Raw genomic sequence first — 13,731 nt, 5'->3', positions numbered from 1 at the left:
AATCAGCGCGGCGTGCCCGAAGTGATGCCGGCCATGCCGGTCGACTGGCCGATCGACTCGGTGTTCGAGGGATGCGCGGCCTCGATCGCGCCCTTGCGGACTTCCGCCCGCGTGAGCTGCGAATTGACCATGGGCGCCGCGGTCGACTCGCCGATGGCCTCCGTGCCGGTCGGTCGCGCCGCGGCCATGGCGCCGGCACTCACCTCGGGATTCGGCGCCGTGTTGTTCGTCTGCATCGGACGATAGTCGACCCCGTCCGACTGCGCGCTGGCGGTCATCGAGGCGAGGGCACCCAGGGTGGAGATGGCGCCGAAGGCGAGGATCTTGACGGAAGCATGCATGAGGGATCTCCTGGAGTTGCACGGGGCCGTCCCGCAGCACGCGAAGGGCGGCGCGGGCGGCCTGTTGCCACTCTAGGCAGGCCGACTGAGCGGGGAATGAGCAAAGAATGAGCTCAGGATGAGCCCGGCAGGACCACGCGGGCCCGCAGACCCCTGCCGTCCGTCCGGTTCGCGAGCGCGATGCGCATGCCGTTGCGCAGCGCCGCCGCCTGCGCGATGGCGAGGCCCAGTCCGCTGCCTCCGGGCGGCGCGCCCGCGGCCCGGAAGAAGCGGTCGAAGACGCGCTCGAGCTGGTCGGCCGGAATGCCCGGGCCGTCGTCGAGCACATCGACCACCGGCTGGCCGTCGACCCTGTGCAGCCAGACGTCGACCACCCCGCCCTCCGGTGCGTAGCGCACGGCGTTGTCGATGAGGTTGTCGAACACGCTGCGCAGCTCGGCCGGCGGCGCGGAGACCAGCGCGACGATCCGGCCCTCGAAGCCGACGTCGATGCGGCGCTGGTCGGCCAGCACCATCAGCTGACTCACGCTGTCGCGCAGCAGCATGGCGACATCGACCGGTCCGCGCGAGGCCGCCGCGGGCGCATCCTGGCGCGACAGCCGCAGCAACTGCTCGATGAGATGCTGCGCGCGCTTCACCCCGCTCTCGAGCTGGGCGAAGCGCTCGCCGGCGTCGCCGGCCGGCACATGGGCGCGCAGGTTCTCGATCTGGAGCCCGATGGCGGCCATGGGCGTGCGCAACTCGTGTGCCGCATCCTGCATGAAGCGGCGCTGCGTCGAGAGGGCCTTGCGCAGCCTGCCGAGCAGGCTGTTGTAGGCGCTCACCAGCGGCGCGATCTCCTCCGGCACGCGGGCGACGGCGACTTCGGCGATGTCGCCCTCCTCCTGCGCGGCCACGTCCCGCGCCACGGCACGCAGCGAGCGCGAGGCCGCCGAGACGATCAACAGCAGCATCAGCAGCGAGACGGGCAGCATCAGCAGGATCGGCAGGCTCTCGAACAGGGCCCGTCGAACGATGCGATTGCGGCGGAAGCCGTCGTTCTGCACCACCTGCACGCGTGGCGCATCCGCCTGCAATCCGCCTTCCGAGGTATAGACGCGCCATGCGTCCTCGCTCCCGAGGCCCAGGCGCACGTCGCTGAAACCCGGCTCGGCCTGCAGCGGCAGGACCAGCCCGGGCCAGGAGGAGGCGAGCAGCGCGCGGCCGTCCGCGCTCCAGACCTGGACGGCGAAGCTGCCGCGGCGAAGCGCGTCGTCGCGGGTGGTGGCATCCAGGGTCGGCGGCCGGTGATGGGTCGCGTGCGATTCGGCCACGAGGCGCATCTGGTCGTCCATGAAGTTGTTGACCAGCCGGCCGTAGGCGACGTACGAGAACCAGACCGTGGCCGCGATCGCCACCAGGTGCAGCGCAACCAGCCACAGCAGCAGCCGTCCGCGCAGCGACCGGAGCCGGAAGGGCGCCTTCACGCCGGCACGACCCGCCAGCCGAGCCCGCGCACGTTGCGTATCGCATCGGCGCCGAGCTTGCGCCGCATGCCGTGGATCAGGACGTCGATGGCGTTGCTGGTGACCTCCTCGCCCCAGCCGTAGATGCGGTCCTCGAGCTGCTCGCGCGACAGGATCGCGCCGGGCCGCTCGAGCAGCGCGTGCAGCAGAGCGAACTCGCGCGCGGTCAGGACTTCGCGCACGCCGTTCACGATCACGTCGCGGGTCGTCAGGTCGAGCTGGAGCGCGGCGGTGCCGATCACCGAATGGGCGGCGCCGTCGCGCCGCCGCACCACGGCGCGCATGCGCGCCAGCAGCTCGCGCAGTTCGAAGGGCTTGAGCAGGTAGTCGTCGGCGCCGAGGTCGAGGGTGTGGATGCGGTCGTCGAGCCCGTCGCGCGCCGTGAGCACCAGGACCGGCGTGGCATCGCCGCGCTTGCGCGCGCGCCGCAGGACTTCGGTGCCATCTTCGCCGGGGAGGCCGAGATCGAGCAGCACACAGGTGTAGCCGCCGTCGGCCAGGGCGCTGTGCGCCAGCACGCCGTCGCGCACCCAGTCGACCGACCATCCGGCGTTGTCGAGCGCGTGCATGAGGCCGCGGCCGATCATTTCGTCGTCTTCCACGAGCAAGGCGCGCACAAGGTCTCTCCTTGGCGTTCGACACGCCATTCCGGGCGAGGCTACGCCTGAATTCTTAGGCGCGCATGAGCATGCGGCACAAGGACGCCGGGGCGGAGTTCGCCCTCGCCTAGGGTCTGTTCACACTATTTCCGGGGATCGCGGAAATAGTGTGAACAGACCCTAGAAGCGCTCGTGCGGCCCCAGGTAGCGCCACTGCCCGACCGGCAGGTTGCCCAGCACCACTTGGCCGATGCGGATGCGCTTCAGGCCCACCACCTTGAGCCCGACCTGCTCGCACATGCGGCGGATCTGGCGCTTCTTGCCTTCGGTCAGCACGAAGCGCAGCTGCTCGGGGTTCTGCCAGTCGACCTTGGCCGGCTTCAGCGGCTGGCCGTCCAGGCTCAGGCCATGGCGCAGCCGGGCCAGTTCCTCGCGCGGGAAGGCGGCCTGCGAGTTCTGCGCCACCGGTCCGTAGGAGACGCGCACCAGGTATTCCTTCTCGATGCCGGAGTCCTCGCCGATCAACTGGCGCGCCACGCGGCCGTCCTGCGTCAGCACCAGCAGGCCGACCGAATCGATGTCGAGCCGGCCCGCCGGCGCGAGGCCGCGCAGCTGCGGCGGCGAGAAGCGGTTGCGGCTCGGGTCCTCGCGCCAGTGGGTGCGCGGATTGATCAGCACCACCGCCGGCTCGTGGCCGTCCTCGGCCTGGCCGCTGACATAGCCCATCGGCTTGTGCAGCAGGATCGTGACCTGCTGCTGCTGCTGGTTCTGCGCCTTCTTGTCGACCTCGATGCGGTCGGAGGGCAGTACCTTGACGCCCATCTCGGCCACCTGGCCATTGACCTTGACCCAGCCCTGCGCGATCCAGTCGTCGGCCTCGCGGCGCGAGCACAGGCCCAGCTCGGCCATGCGCTTGTTGAGGCGGGAGGGGGCGGGGGTTTCGGACATCGCGGGTGGGATCGTGGGACTCGGCGATGCATTGTCCGCGATCCGGGATCGTGCGTTTTTCACGCCCGCCGCTGCTGTTGCAACTCGGAGCGCCGCAGCGTGATTTCGTTGCTGTGCGCGCAGGCATCGCCTGCGTACAACCGGTGCCATGGACTGACCAAGGAGCCGCTCATGGACACCGATGCCATCGCACTGATCGTCGACGAACCGATCGCCGGCCATTTCTACTGGGTGCTGCAGAAGCAGGACGGCTGCGACTGCCGCCCCATCGATGCCGCCGAGGGGCCGATGCCGACCTACGGCGCGGCCATGATGGCCGGCATCGCGGCGCTGCAGCGGCGCGCCGACGCGCGGGACGATTCCGGGCCGCCGACGATCCACTGACGCGGCCCCGCGGGCTCGCGATCCGCGACCTCGCCCCTCTCGAATGGCGAGCACTGCAGCGCGCTCGTTCAGGCACACTCGGCGCCAGTGCGCCGCACCCTCGCGGCGCCCGAACGACGAGACATCCCATGATCCGAAAGCTGCTCACCATCGCCGCCCTGGCGCTGGCCTTCACTGCCGCGCAGGCCCAGCCCTACCCCGCCAAGCCGATCCGCATGATCGTGCCCTTCCCGCCCGGCGGCGGCACCGACATCCTGTCGCGGCTGGTCGCCAACAAGCTGACCGAGGCCAGCAAGTGGACCGTGGTGCCCGACAACCGCGCCGGCGCCGGCGGCACCATCGGCATCGCCGAAGCGGTGCGCGCGGCGCCCACCGGCTACGACATGGTGATGGGCCAGAAGGACAACATGGTCGTCGCGCCCTGGCTCTACAAGAACCTCAGCTACGACCCGACCAAGGACCTGGTGGCGGTGGCGCATGTCGCCTACACGCCGGTGGTGATCGTCACCCGCAGCGACTCGAAGTTCAAGACCCTGGCCGACGTCGTCAATGCCGCCCGCGCGGCGCCCGATTCGATCACCTACGGCTCGCCCGGCAACGGCACCACGATCCACCTGGCCGGCGAGATCTTCAAGACCGCCGCCAACATCAAGATGCGCCATGTGCCCTACAAGGGCTCGAACGCCGCGATGATGGACGTGCTGGCCGGCAACGTCGACCTCATGGTGTCGTCGCTGCCCTCGGCCATGAGCCAGATCCAGGGCGGCAAGCTGCGCCCGCTGGCCGTGACCTCGGCCCGCCGCAGCAGCTCGCTGCCGGATGTGCCCACGGTCGCCGAACTGGGCTACAAGGGCTTCGACGTCAGCACCTGGTATGGCCTCTTCATGCCCGCCGGGACGCCGAAGGAGATCGTCACGACCGTGAACACCGAGGTCAACAGGCTGCTGGCGACACCCGAAATGAAGGCCGCGATCATCGCCCAGGGCGCAGAGCCGCAGGCCATGACGCCGCAGGAACTCGAAACCCTGCTGAAGACCGACTACCTGAAGTGGAAGGGCATCGTGCAAGCCTCAGGCGCAACGATTGAGTAACCCCCCAGGTCGGGCTCACTGCGTGTAGCCCTCCCACCCCCCCTGCTGGGGGCAACACCTGCGGCCTGGCGAAGCCAGTTCCGCGGTGGCACTGTTGCTCGCCCCCAGGTTGGGCTCACTTCGTGTAGCCCGCCCACCCCCTGGCGGGGGCAACACCAGCGGCCCGGCGAAGCCGGTTCCGCGGTGTTTCACCAACAGGCCTGGCTGCGCCGGCCGGGTGGGGTCAGTCTCGGATATCGGCCACCGGATTGCTGCCGAAATCGGGGCGCTCCAGGTACTTGAGGATCTTGGCGGCGGCCGAGGCCGGCGAGTCGAGCAGGCCGTCGGACTTGAGCTTCTCGAAGCGCACGCGGTCCGGGAACATGTCGGCTTCRCTGGTGCGCAAGGCCACCTGCATGTCGGTGTCGATGACGCCGGGCGCCAGCGACACGATGCGCGCGCCACCGGCCACGGTTTTCTCCTCGAGCGCCACGGCGCGCGAGAAATGGTCCATGCCGGCCTTGGCGGCGCAGTAGGGGGCCTGGCTGCCCATCGCGTTGCGGCCCAGGCCGGAGGAGATGTTGAGCACCTTGCGCTCGGCGCGCCAGCCCTTGGTGGCACCGAGAAAGGCGGACGTCAGCAACATCGGCGCTTCGAGTCCGACGCGCAGCGCCTGTGTCAGCTCGCTCGCCACCGCCTCCGACAAGGGGCGCGGGCGGCCGACCGTGCCGGCGTTGTTGATCAAGGTCGCGCTGTCGAAGGCGCCGGCGTCGAGGCCCTGCAGCCAGGCCGCCAGCCGCTCCGCGGCCGGCACCGGGTCGGACAGGTCCAGCTGCCACTGCTCCAGCTCGGCGCCGGTCTCGCGGGCACGGGCGGCGAGTTGCGTGTCGCCGTGGCGGGAAATGCAGARCAGGCGCTGGCCCGGTTGCAGCAGTTGCTCGGCCATGGCGCGGCCCAGGCCACGGGAGGCGCCGGTGATGATGGCGAGATGGGATGATTTCATGGTGTTTTGTGGCAATTTCGTGAGCAAAGGCGCGTCGGCAGCCATTGCGCGCCGGCCGACCCTTCCAATGGTATCGGCGCCTGACTAGAATCGGCCGGCGTTCACACCCTCAGGCCATGCCCACCCACTACCAAGCAGCGAGCGAGCCAGGTCACTTCGCCCAGCGCTTCGGTCTGGCCTGCAATCCCGAGGCATCGATCGTGCGGCCGGGCCAGCAGGGCCTGTTCGTGCGACGCCCTCGTGCCGACGACGCGGCCCAGGAGGCGCTGGGCCGGTTCCAGATCGCCCCCGGGCGCTGGGGCCTGATCCCGCTGTTCAGCAAGGACGGCCAGGATCGCAACACCCATGAGGCGCGCGGCGAGACCGCCTTCGCCGAACGCAACTTCTACCAACCGTGGAAGCGCGGCCATCGCTGCGTGATCCTTGCCGATGCGCTGTTCCAGGCCGGAGCCAGCGACGGCGAGACCGTGCGCGTGTCGCGAACCGACGGCCAGCCGCTCGCGCTGGCCGGCCTCTGGAACGGCTGGCGCTCGCCCGCCGGCGAGTGCGTGGAGAGCTTTGCGCTGCTGACCTTCGGTGCGCCGGGCAACCCGGAGCAGCGCCGCAGCGCGATCCTGCGCGACGCCTGGATCGACGACTGGCTCCACTGTCCGGTGGAGGAAACCGCGGCCTACCTGCGGCCTTATGCCGACGACAAGCTGGTGCGGCAGGTCCTGCCGGTCGACGTCGCGGTCTAGGGTCTGGCCACCGACACGCCCGCGCGCAGCGCCGCCAGGTCGATCACGCGCAGTCCGCCGTACTCGACCCGGATGGCGCCTCGCGCCTGCAAGGTGCGCAGGGCCTCGTTGACCCGCTGGCGCGAAAGCCCGATCAGGTAGGCCAGTTCCTGCTGCGTGATGCGCAGCAGTTCGCCCACGCCCGGGAACAGCACCGGGTTGAACAGCGCCGCGAGGTTGCGCGCCACGCGCACGTCGGGGTCGTTGAGGCGGTCGGTCTCGCGCGCGGCGATGAACTGGGCCAGGCGCTCGTTGAGCTGGTTCATCACGAAGCGGTTGAAGCCGATCGAGTGGTCGAGCAGCCAGTGGAAGTCGTCCGTCGGCAATCCGCCCACCACGCTGTGCCGCAGTGCCTGGACGTTGTAGCGGTAGGGCTCGCGCTTGAGCACGGTGCCCTCGCCGAACCAGCCCCCCGGCGGCAGGCCGCTGTAGGTCATCGAGGTGCCGTCGGCGTTGTCATTGCTCATCTTGAGCAACCCTGCAATGACGCCGAACCAGTAGGTCGGTGCCCGGCCGATGCGGCAGACCAGGTCGCCCGGCTCGGCCTCGCCGACCACCACCGCCGCTTCGGCGCGCCGCCGCTCGGGGAGCGTGAGCGCCTCCATCCATGGGATGCTGGCGAGTTCGTCGCCGCTGGCCGGCCGCACGCGGTCGCGGATCGAAGAAGTGCCGCTGTCAGTGCCGACGCGCATCGGGAAACTCCGGGGAGTAGTGTCCCTAGGATTGTCGTTGAAACGACAAGTTGGCGTCAAAGTTGGTCCTACAGTCCGCCCATCGTGCAGACCACAGACCCTACCTTCCCCCGCCTGTTGCTGGCCCATGCGCAGCAGCAGCCCGATGCCCCCGCGGTGCGCGAGAAGGATCTCGGCATCTGGCAGAGCTGGCGCTGGGCGGACGTCGCGCGCGAAGTGCGGGAGTTCGCCTGCGGACTGGCGAGCCTGGGCTTCAAGGCCGGCGACAACCTGGCGATCGTCGGCGCCAACCGGCCGCACCTCTACATGGCGGTGATCGCGGCGCAAAGCCTGCGCGGCGTGCCGGTTCCGCTCTACCAGGACGCGGTGGCCGGCGAGATGGTCTTCATGCTCGAGGACGCCGCCGTCGAGTTCGTGATCGCCGAGGACCAGGAGCAGGTCGACAAGCTGCTCGAATGCCGAGAGACCCGACCGGCCATCCGCCACATCATCTACGACGACCCGCGCGGGCTGCGCAACTACGACCAGCCCGGGCTGCTGAGCTACGAGAAGCTGTGCGAACTCGGCCGCGCCTGGGACGCCGCGCATCCCGATTTCTTCGCGCAGAGCGTGGCGGCCGGCGAGGCCTCCGACGTCGCCGTGATCCTCTACACCTCGGGCACCACGGGCCRCCCCAAGGGCGTCTGCCAGACCCATGCGAGCTTCATCGCGGCGGGCCGCGGCGGCGTCGAGACCGACCGGCTCGGCCCCGGCGACAACATCATGAGCTACCTGCCGATGGCCTGGGTCGGCGACCACCTGTTCTCGGTCGCCCAGTGGCTGGTCGGCGGCTTCACGCTCAACTGCCCGGAGTCGGCCGAGACCGTGATGAACGACATGCGCGAGATCGGGCCCAGCTACTACTTCGGCCCGCCGCGCACCTTCGAGGGCCTGCTGACGGCGGTGTCGATCCGCATGGAGGACGCGGCCGCACCCAAGCGCTGGCTGTACGCGAAGTTCATGGCGCTGGCGCGGCGCGTGGGCGCCGACATCCTCAACGGCGCACCGGTCGGCGCCATGGACCGCCTGGTGTACGCGCTCGGCGACCTGATGGTCTACGGGCCGCTGCGCAATGTGCTCGGCATGAGCCGCATCCGGGTGGCCTATACCGCGGGCGCGGCGATCGGGCCCGACCTGTTCCGCTTCTACCGCTCGATCGGCGTCAACCTGAAGCAGTTCTACGGCCAGACCGAAACCTGCGCCTATGTCTGCCTGCAGCGCGACGGCAAGGTCAAGCTGCAGACCGTGGGCAGCGCGGCGCCCGGCATCGAGTTGCGGATCGCGGACGACGGCGAAGTGCTGGTGCGCGGTGTGTCGGTGCTGCAGGGCTACTACAAGCGGCCCGACGCCACCGCCGAGGTGCTCGATGCCGACGGCTACTTCCACACCGGCGACGCCGGCGTGCTGGATGCCGAAGGCCACCTGCGAATCATCGACCGCGCCAAGGACGTCGGCCGCATGCACGGCGGCGCGATGTTCGCACCCAACTACATCGAGAACAAGCTCAAGTTCTTTCCGCAGATCAAGGAAGCCGTCTGCTTCGGCGATGCGCGCGACGAGGTCTGCGCCTTCGTCAACATCGACTACGAGGCGGTCGGCAACTGGGCCGAGCGGCGCGGCCTGGCCTACGGCGGCTATGTCGACCTGGCGGGCAAGCCCGAGGTGCTCACGCTGGTGGCCGAGTGCATCGCCAAGGTCAACGCCGACCTGGCGACCGAGGACGGCATGGGCGACACCCAGATCGCGCGCTTCCTGGTGCTGCACAAGGAACTGGATCCCGACGACGACGAGCTGACGCGCACGCGCAAGGTGCGGCGCGGCTTCATCGCGGGCAAGTACGCGGTGCTGATCGATGCGCTGTACGGCGGCAAGACCGAGCAGTACATCGAGACGCAGGTCAAGTTCGAGGATGGCCGCACCGGCTTGGTCAGTGCGACGCTGAAGATCGTCGAGGCCAAGCGGTTCCCACCGATGAAGGCGGCAGCATGAGCGCGAGGAAGATCGGCGAGGTCATCCTGGACGTGCAGAACATCTCGCTGAGCTTCGGCGGCGTCAAGGCGCTGACCGACATCAGCTTCGACGTCCGCGAGCACGAGGTGCGCGCGATCATCGGGCCCAACGGCGCGGGCAAGAGCTCGATGCTCAACTGCATCAACGGGGTCTACCAGCCGCAGCAAGGCGAGATCACCTTCCGCGGCCAGCACTTCAAGCACATGAACTCACGCCAGGTGGCCGAGATGGGCGTGGCGCGCACCTTCCAGAACCTGGCGCTGTTCAAGGGCATGAGCGTGCTCGACAACATCATGACCGGGCGCAACCTCAAGATGAAGAGCGGCCTGCTGGCGCAGGCGCTGCGCTGGGGCCCCGCCGAGCGCGAGGAGATCGCGCAGCGCGAGTTCGTCGAGCGCATCATCGACTTCCTCGAGATCCAGCTGCACCGCAAGACGCCCGTGGGCCGCCTGCCCTACGGCCTGCAGAAGCGGGTCGACCTCGGCCGGGCGCTGGCGATGGAGCCGCAGGTGCTGCTGCTCGACGAGCCGATGGCCGGCATGAACGTGGAGGAGAAGCAGGACATGAGCCGCTTCATCCTCGACGTCAACGACGAGTTCGGCACCACCATCGTGCTGATCGAGCACGACATGGGCGTGGTGATGGACATCTCGGACCGCGTGGTGGTGCTCGACTACGGCAAGAAGATCGGCGACGGCACGCCGCACGAGGTTCGCAACAACGAGGACGTGATCCGGGCATACCTGGGCGTGGAACACTGACATGGGTTTTTTCCTGGAAACACTGTTCGGCGGCCTGATGGTGGGCATGCTGTATTCGCTGATCGCGATCGGCTTCGTGCTGATCTACAAGGCCTCGGGGGTCTTCAATTTCGCGCAGGGCGCCATGGTGCTGTTCGCGGCACTCGCGATGGCGCGCTTCGCCGAGTGGCTGCCGCGCTGGCTCGGTTTCGAGAGCCTGGTGCTCGCCAACCTGCTGGCCTTCGTCGCCGCGATGGCGGTGATGATCGCGGTGGCCTGGCTGATCGAGCGGCTGGTGCTCTCCAGACTGGTCAACCAGGAGGGCATCACGCTGCTGATGGCGACGCTGGGCATCGCCTACTTCCTCGACGGCCTGGGCCAGACGCTGTTCGGCAACGACATCTACAAGATCGACGTCGGCATGCCCAAGGAGCCGATGATGGTGCTCGAGAACCTGTTCCAGGGCGGCCTGCTGCTGAGCCGCGAGGACCTGATCGCGGCGCTGGTGGCCGCCGCGCTGGTGGTGGTGCTGGCGCTGTTCTTCCAGAAGACCTCCACCGGCCGCGCGCTGCGCGCGGTGGCGGACGACCACCAGGCCGCGCAGTCGATCGGCATTCCGCTGAATCGCATCTGGGTCATCGTGTGGTCGGTGGCGGGCTTCGCGGCGCTGGTCGCCGGCATCATCTGGGGCTCCAAGCTCGGCGTCCAGTTCTCGCTCTCGCTGGTGGCGCTGAAGGCGCTGCCGGTGGTGATCCTCGGCGGCCTGACCTCGATCCCGGGCGCGATCATCGGCGGCCTGCTGATCGGCGTCGGCGAGAAGCTGTCGGAGATCTACCTCGGCCCGATGCTCGGCGGCGGCATCGAGATCTGGTTCGCCTACGTGCTGGCGCTGGTCTTCCTGCTGGTCCGGCCGCAAGGCCTGTTCGGCGAAAAAATCATCGATCGGGTCTGAAAATGCAAAGCCCCCACGCTCTTCACTTCGTGTATCGCTGCCCCCCGGGGGTGCGCTCAGTGCCCTTCGGGCGGCCGGGCGGGTATCCAGGCCCCCACGCTCTTCACTTCGTGTATCGCTGCCCCCCGGGGGGGCGCTCAGTGCCCTTCGGGCGGCCGGGCGGGCACTGACATGTTCTACAGAGAGAACGGCCAGTTCAAGTCGAGCTACCGCGCCGACCAGCAGATCTTCCCGATCCTGCAGGACCGCGTGCTGATGCTCGTGCTGCTTGTCTTCGCCTTCGCGGTGGTGCCCCTGACCGCGCCCGAGTACTGGTTCCGCGCGATCCTGATCCCCTTCCTGATCCTGTCGCTCGCGGCGCTGGGCCTCAATATCCTGGTCGGCTATTGCGGCCAGATCTCACTCGGCACCGGCGCCTTCATGGCGGTCGGCGCCTATGCGGCCTACAACTTCCACGTCCGCATCGACGGCATGCCGCTGCTGCTGTCGCTGCTGCTGGGCGGGCTGTGCTCGACCGCGGTCGGCGTGCTGTTCGGCATCCCGAGCCTGCGCATCAAGGGCCTGTATCTCGCGGTGGCCACCCTGGCGGCGCAGTTCTTCGTCGACTGGGCCTTCCTGCGCATCAACTGGTTCACCAACAACTCGTCCTCGGGCTCGGTCAGCGTGTCGAGCCTGAGCCTGTTCGGACTGCCGATCGAGACCGCGGTGCAGAAGTACCTGCTGTGCCTGAGCCTGCTGGCCGTGTTCGCGCTGATGGCGAAGAACCTGGTGCGCAGTTCCATCGGCCGCGAATGGATGGCGATGCGCGACATGGACGTGGCGGCCGCGGTGATCGGCATCCGCCCGGTGTATGCCAAGCTGACCGCCTTCGCGGTGAGTTCCTTCATCGTCGGCGTGGCCGGCGCGCTGTGGGGCTTCGTGCATCTGGGCACCTGGGAGCCGGCGGCCTTCAACATCGACCGCTCGTTCCAGCTCCTCTTCATGGTGATCATCGGCGGCCTCGGCTCGATCATGGGCAGCTTCTTCGGCGCCGCCTTCATCGTGCTGCTGCCGATCCTGCTCAACCAGCTGCCGGGCTGGTTCGGAATCTCGATCTCGACCGCCTTCGCCTCGCACCTCGAATTCATGATCTTCGGCGCCCTGATCGTGTTCTTCCTGATCGTCGAGCCGCACGGCCTGGCGCGCCTGTGGTCGACCGCCAAGGAGAAGCTGCGCCTCTGGCCCTTCCCGCATTGATCTCTCGAAATTCGTTCGCAACAACCCCTAGGAGACAGGCATGAAACTCAAATCGCTCGCTGCCACCGCCGCCCTCGCGGCCGCCACCTTCGGCGCGCTGCTCGCGCCCTCGCTCGTTCAGGCGCAGGCCAAGGAACAGTTCTTCCCCCTGCTGGTCTACCGCACCGGCCCCTATGCACCGAACGGCACGCCCTGGGCCAACGGCAAGCAGGACTACATCAAGTACATCAACGCCACCGGCGGCATCAACGGCGTGAAGATCGCCTACGAGGAATGCGAGACCGGCTACGCCACCGACAAGGGCGTCGAATGCTACGAGCGCCTCAAGGACAAGGGCGCGACCCTGATCGACCCGCAGGCGACCGGCATCACCTTCGCGCTGACCGACAAGGCGCCGGTCGACAAGATCCCGCTGATCACGCTCGGCTACGKCCTGTCGGCTTCGCAGGACGGCAACACGTTCAAGTGGAACTTCCCGCTGATGGGCAGCTACTGGACCGCGGCCGACATCCTGATCCAGCACATCGCCAAGAAGGAAGGCGGCGCCGACAAGCTCAAGGGCAAGAAGATCACGCTGGTCTACCACGACTCGCCGTTCGGCAAGGAGCCGATCCCGCTGCTGCAGGAGCGCGCGAAGATGAACGGCTTCGAGCTGTCGCTGATCCCGGTCGCGGCGCCCGGCATCGAGCAGAAGTCGGCCTGGCTGCAGGTGCGCCAGTCGCGGCCCGACTACGTGCTGCTGTGGGGCTGGGGCGTGATGAACTCCACCGCGCTCAAGGAAGCGGTCGCCACCGGCTACCCGCGCGAGAAGATGTACGGCGTCTGGTGGGCCGGCGCCGAACCCGACGTGAAGGACGTGGGCGCGAACGCCAAGGGCTACAACGCGCTGGCGCTCAACAGCGCGGGCACGCAACCGAAGGTGATGCAGGAGATCCTCAAGAACGTGCACGACAAGGGCCAGGGCACGGGCCCGAAGGACGAGGTCGGCTCGGTGCTCTATACGCGCGGCGTGATCATCCAGATGCTCGGCATCGAGGCGGTCAAGCGGGCGCAGGAGCGCTTCGGCAAGGGCAAGGTCATGACCGGCGAGCAGGTGCGCTGGGGCCTCGAGAACCTCGCACTCGACCAGAAGAAGCTCGACGCGCTGGGCTTCACGGGCGTGATGCGGCCGATCAGCACCTCCTGCCAGGACCACATGGGCTCGACCTGGGCCCGCATCGAAACCTGGGACGGCAGCAAGTGGAACATCGCGCCCGACTGGTACGAGGCCGACGAGCAGATCATCAAGCCGATGGTCAAGGCGGCGGGCGAGAAGTACGCAGGCGAGAAGAAGTTGAACCGGCGCGACGCCGCCGACTGCAGCGCCTGAGCTTGGCCGCCCCATGAGCGAACGCAAGATCCTGCTCGACGTCAAGGGCATCGAGGTCATCTACAAC

The 13,731-nt window shown here is 68.4% G+C and carries 14 protein-coding genes; 8 read left to right on the top strand and 6 right to left on the bottom strand.

Annotated features, from left to right (window positions below):
- Positions 1 to 2 precede the first annotated feature (2 nt).
- The 4 genes from AC1D2E_RS12060 to AC1D2E_RS12045 all read right to left on the bottom strand — a co-directional run bounded on the left by AC1D2E_RS12060 (position 3) and on the right by AC1D2E_RS12045 (position 3,393).
- Positions 3 to 341, bottom strand: a complete 339-nt coding sequence (locus AC1D2E_RS12060; protein WP_478197623.1) for a hypothetical protein — start codon at positions 339 to 341, stop codon at positions 3 to 5.
- 113 nt (positions 342 to 454) lie between these two features.
- Positions 455 to 1,807 (bottom strand): sensor histidine kinase, encoded by a 1,353-nt coding sequence (locus AC1D2E_RS12055; protein ID WP_478197622.1) that lies wholly within the window; start codon positions 1,805 to 1,807, stop codon positions 455 to 457.
- Positions 1,804 to 2,463, bottom strand: a complete 660-nt coding sequence (locus AC1D2E_RS12050; RefSeq protein WP_478197621.1) for a response regulator — start codon at positions 2,461 to 2,463, stop codon at positions 1,804 to 1,806. The genes AC1D2E_RS12055 and AC1D2E_RS12050 overlap by 4 nt, the downstream gene beginning before the upstream one ends.
- A gap of 162 nt (positions 2,464 to 2,625) precedes the next feature.
- Complete coding sequence (locus AC1D2E_RS12045) at positions 2,626 to 3,393, bottom strand: pseudouridine synthase (protein ID WP_478197620.1); 768 nt, start codon at positions 3,391 to 3,393, stop codon at positions 2,626 to 2,628.
- Between the two features lie 171 nt (positions 3,394 to 3,564).
- Here AC1D2E_RS12045 and AC1D2E_RS12040 point away from each other — a divergent pair, with 171 nt between their 5' ends.
- Both AC1D2E_RS12040 and AC1D2E_RS12035 read left to right on the top strand, forming a co-directional pair.
- Positions 3,565 to 3,777 carry a hypothetical protein gene (locus tag AC1D2E_RS12040; protein WP_478170911.1) on the top strand — a complete coding sequence of 71 codons (213 nt, stop codon included), beginning with the start codon at positions 3,565 to 3,567 and terminating at the stop codon, positions 3,775 to 3,777.
- 128 nt (positions 3,778 to 3,905) lie between these two features.
- A complete protein-coding gene (locus AC1D2E_RS12035) occupies positions 3,906 to 4,868 on the top strand; it encodes a Bug family tripartite tricarboxylate transporter substrate binding protein (protein ID WP_478197619.1) in 963 nt (320 codons plus the stop codon).
- Between the two features lie 223 nt (positions 4,869 to 5,091).
- Here AC1D2E_RS12035 and AC1D2E_RS12030 read toward each other — a convergent pair whose 3' ends face one another.
- A complete protein-coding gene (locus AC1D2E_RS12030) occupies positions 5,092 to 5,850 on the bottom strand; it encodes an SDR family NAD(P)-dependent oxidoreductase (protein WP_478197618.1) in 759 nt (252 codons plus the stop codon).
- A 116-nt stretch (positions 5,851 to 5,966) separates the two neighbouring features.
- Between AC1D2E_RS12030 and AC1D2E_RS12025 the strand changes: the two genes are divergently transcribed.
- Positions 5,967 to 6,587, top strand: coding sequence for an SOS response-associated peptidase (locus AC1D2E_RS12025; RefSeq protein WP_478197617.1), 621 nt, complete (start codon positions 5,967 to 5,969; stop codon positions 6,585 to 6,587).
- On the opposite strand, the gene AC1D2E_RS12020 is transcribed toward AC1D2E_RS12025, so the two are convergent.
- On the bottom strand, positions 6,584 to 7,318 hold the full coding sequence (locus AC1D2E_RS12020) for a Crp/Fnr family transcriptional regulator (protein ID WP_478197616.1): 735 nt from the start codon (positions 7,316 to 7,318) through the stop codon (positions 6,584 to 6,586). The two genes, AC1D2E_RS12025 and AC1D2E_RS12020, sit on opposite strands and share 4 nt — an antisense overlap.
- 84 nt (positions 7,319 to 7,402) lie before the next feature.
- Between AC1D2E_RS12020 and AC1D2E_RS12015 the strand changes: the two genes are divergently transcribed.
- From AC1D2E_RS12015 to AC1D2E_RS11995, 5 genes are all read left to right on the top strand, one after another.
- Positions 7,403 to 9,346, top strand: coding sequence for an AMP-dependent synthetase/ligase (locus AC1D2E_RS12015; RefSeq protein ID WP_478197615.1), 1,944 nt, complete (start codon positions 7,403 to 7,405; stop codon positions 9,344 to 9,346).
- Positions 9,343 to 10,128 (top strand): ABC transporter ATP-binding protein, encoded by a 786-nt coding sequence (locus AC1D2E_RS12010; protein ID WP_478197614.1) that lies wholly within the window; start codon positions 9,343 to 9,345, stop codon positions 10,126 to 10,128. The genes AC1D2E_RS12015 and AC1D2E_RS12010 overlap by 4 nt, the downstream gene beginning before the upstream one ends.
- Position 10,129: 1 nt before the next feature.
- The gene (locus tag AC1D2E_RS12005; protein ID WP_478170904.1) at positions 10,130 to 11,059 is read left to right on the top strand and encodes a branched-chain amino acid ABC transporter permease; all 930 of its coding nucleotides are present in this window, start codon (positions 10,130 to 10,132) and stop codon (positions 11,057 to 11,059) included.
- A gap of 171 nt (positions 11,060 to 11,230) precedes the next feature.
- Positions 11,231 to 12,295: a branched-chain amino acid ABC transporter permease gene (locus AC1D2E_RS12000; RefSeq protein WP_478197613.1), complete on the top strand. Its 1,065-nt coding sequence runs from the start codon at positions 11,231 to 11,233 to the stop codon at positions 12,293 to 12,295.
- 40 nt (positions 12,296 to 12,335) lie between these two features.
- The gene (locus AC1D2E_RS11995; RefSeq protein ID WP_478197612.1) at positions 12,336 to 13,664 is read left to right on the top strand and encodes an ABC transporter substrate-binding protein; all 1,329 of its coding nucleotides are present in this window, start codon (positions 12,336 to 12,338) and stop codon (positions 13,662 to 13,664) included.
- The last annotated feature ends 67 nt before the right edge of the window (positions 13,665 to 13,731 follow it).

The organism is Variovorax sp. P1_H2 (assembly GCF_056405295.1).
The sequence above is the reverse complement of the archived record's forward strand: the minus strand, read 5'-3'. Positions and strand labels throughout refer to the sequence as shown.

Excerpts from the sequence above, each read along its gene's own strand:
- AC1D2E_RS12020 (WP_478197616.1), bottom strand. The coding sequence starts at position 7,318 with ATGCGCGTCGGCACTGACAGCGGCACTTCTTCGATCCGCGACCGCGTG.
- AC1D2E_RS12010 (WP_478197614.1), top strand. The coding sequence starts at position 9,343 with ATGAGCGCGAGGAAGATCGGCGAGGTCATCCTGGACGTGCAGAACATC.
- AC1D2E_RS12000 (WP_478197613.1), top strand. The coding sequence starts at position 11,231 with ATGTTCTACAGAGAGAACGGCCAGTTCAAGTCGAGCTACCGCGCCGAC.
- AC1D2E_RS12045 (WP_478197620.1), bottom strand. The coding sequence starts at position 3,393 with ATGTCCGAAACCCCCGCCCCCTCCCGCCTCAACAAGCGCATGGCCGAG.
- AC1D2E_RS12040 (WP_478170911.1), top strand. The coding sequence starts at position 3,565 with ATGGACACCGATGCCATCGCACTGATCGTCGACGAACCGATCGCCGGC.
- AC1D2E_RS12025 (WP_478197617.1), top strand. The coding sequence starts at position 5,967 with ATGCCCACCCACTACCAAGCAGCGAGCGAGCCAGGTCACTTCGCCCAG.
- AC1D2E_RS12005 (WP_478170904.1), top strand. The coding sequence starts at position 10,130 with ATGGGTTTTTTCCTGGAAACACTGTTCGGCGGCCTGATGGTGGGCATG.
- AC1D2E_RS12060 (WP_478197623.1), bottom strand. The coding sequence starts at position 341 with ATGCATGCTTCCGTCAAGATCCTCGCCTTCGGCGCCATCTCCACCCTG.
- AC1D2E_RS12035 (WP_478197619.1), top strand. The coding sequence starts at position 3,906 with ATGATCCGAAAGCTGCTCACCATCGCCGCCCTGGCGCTGGCCTTCACT.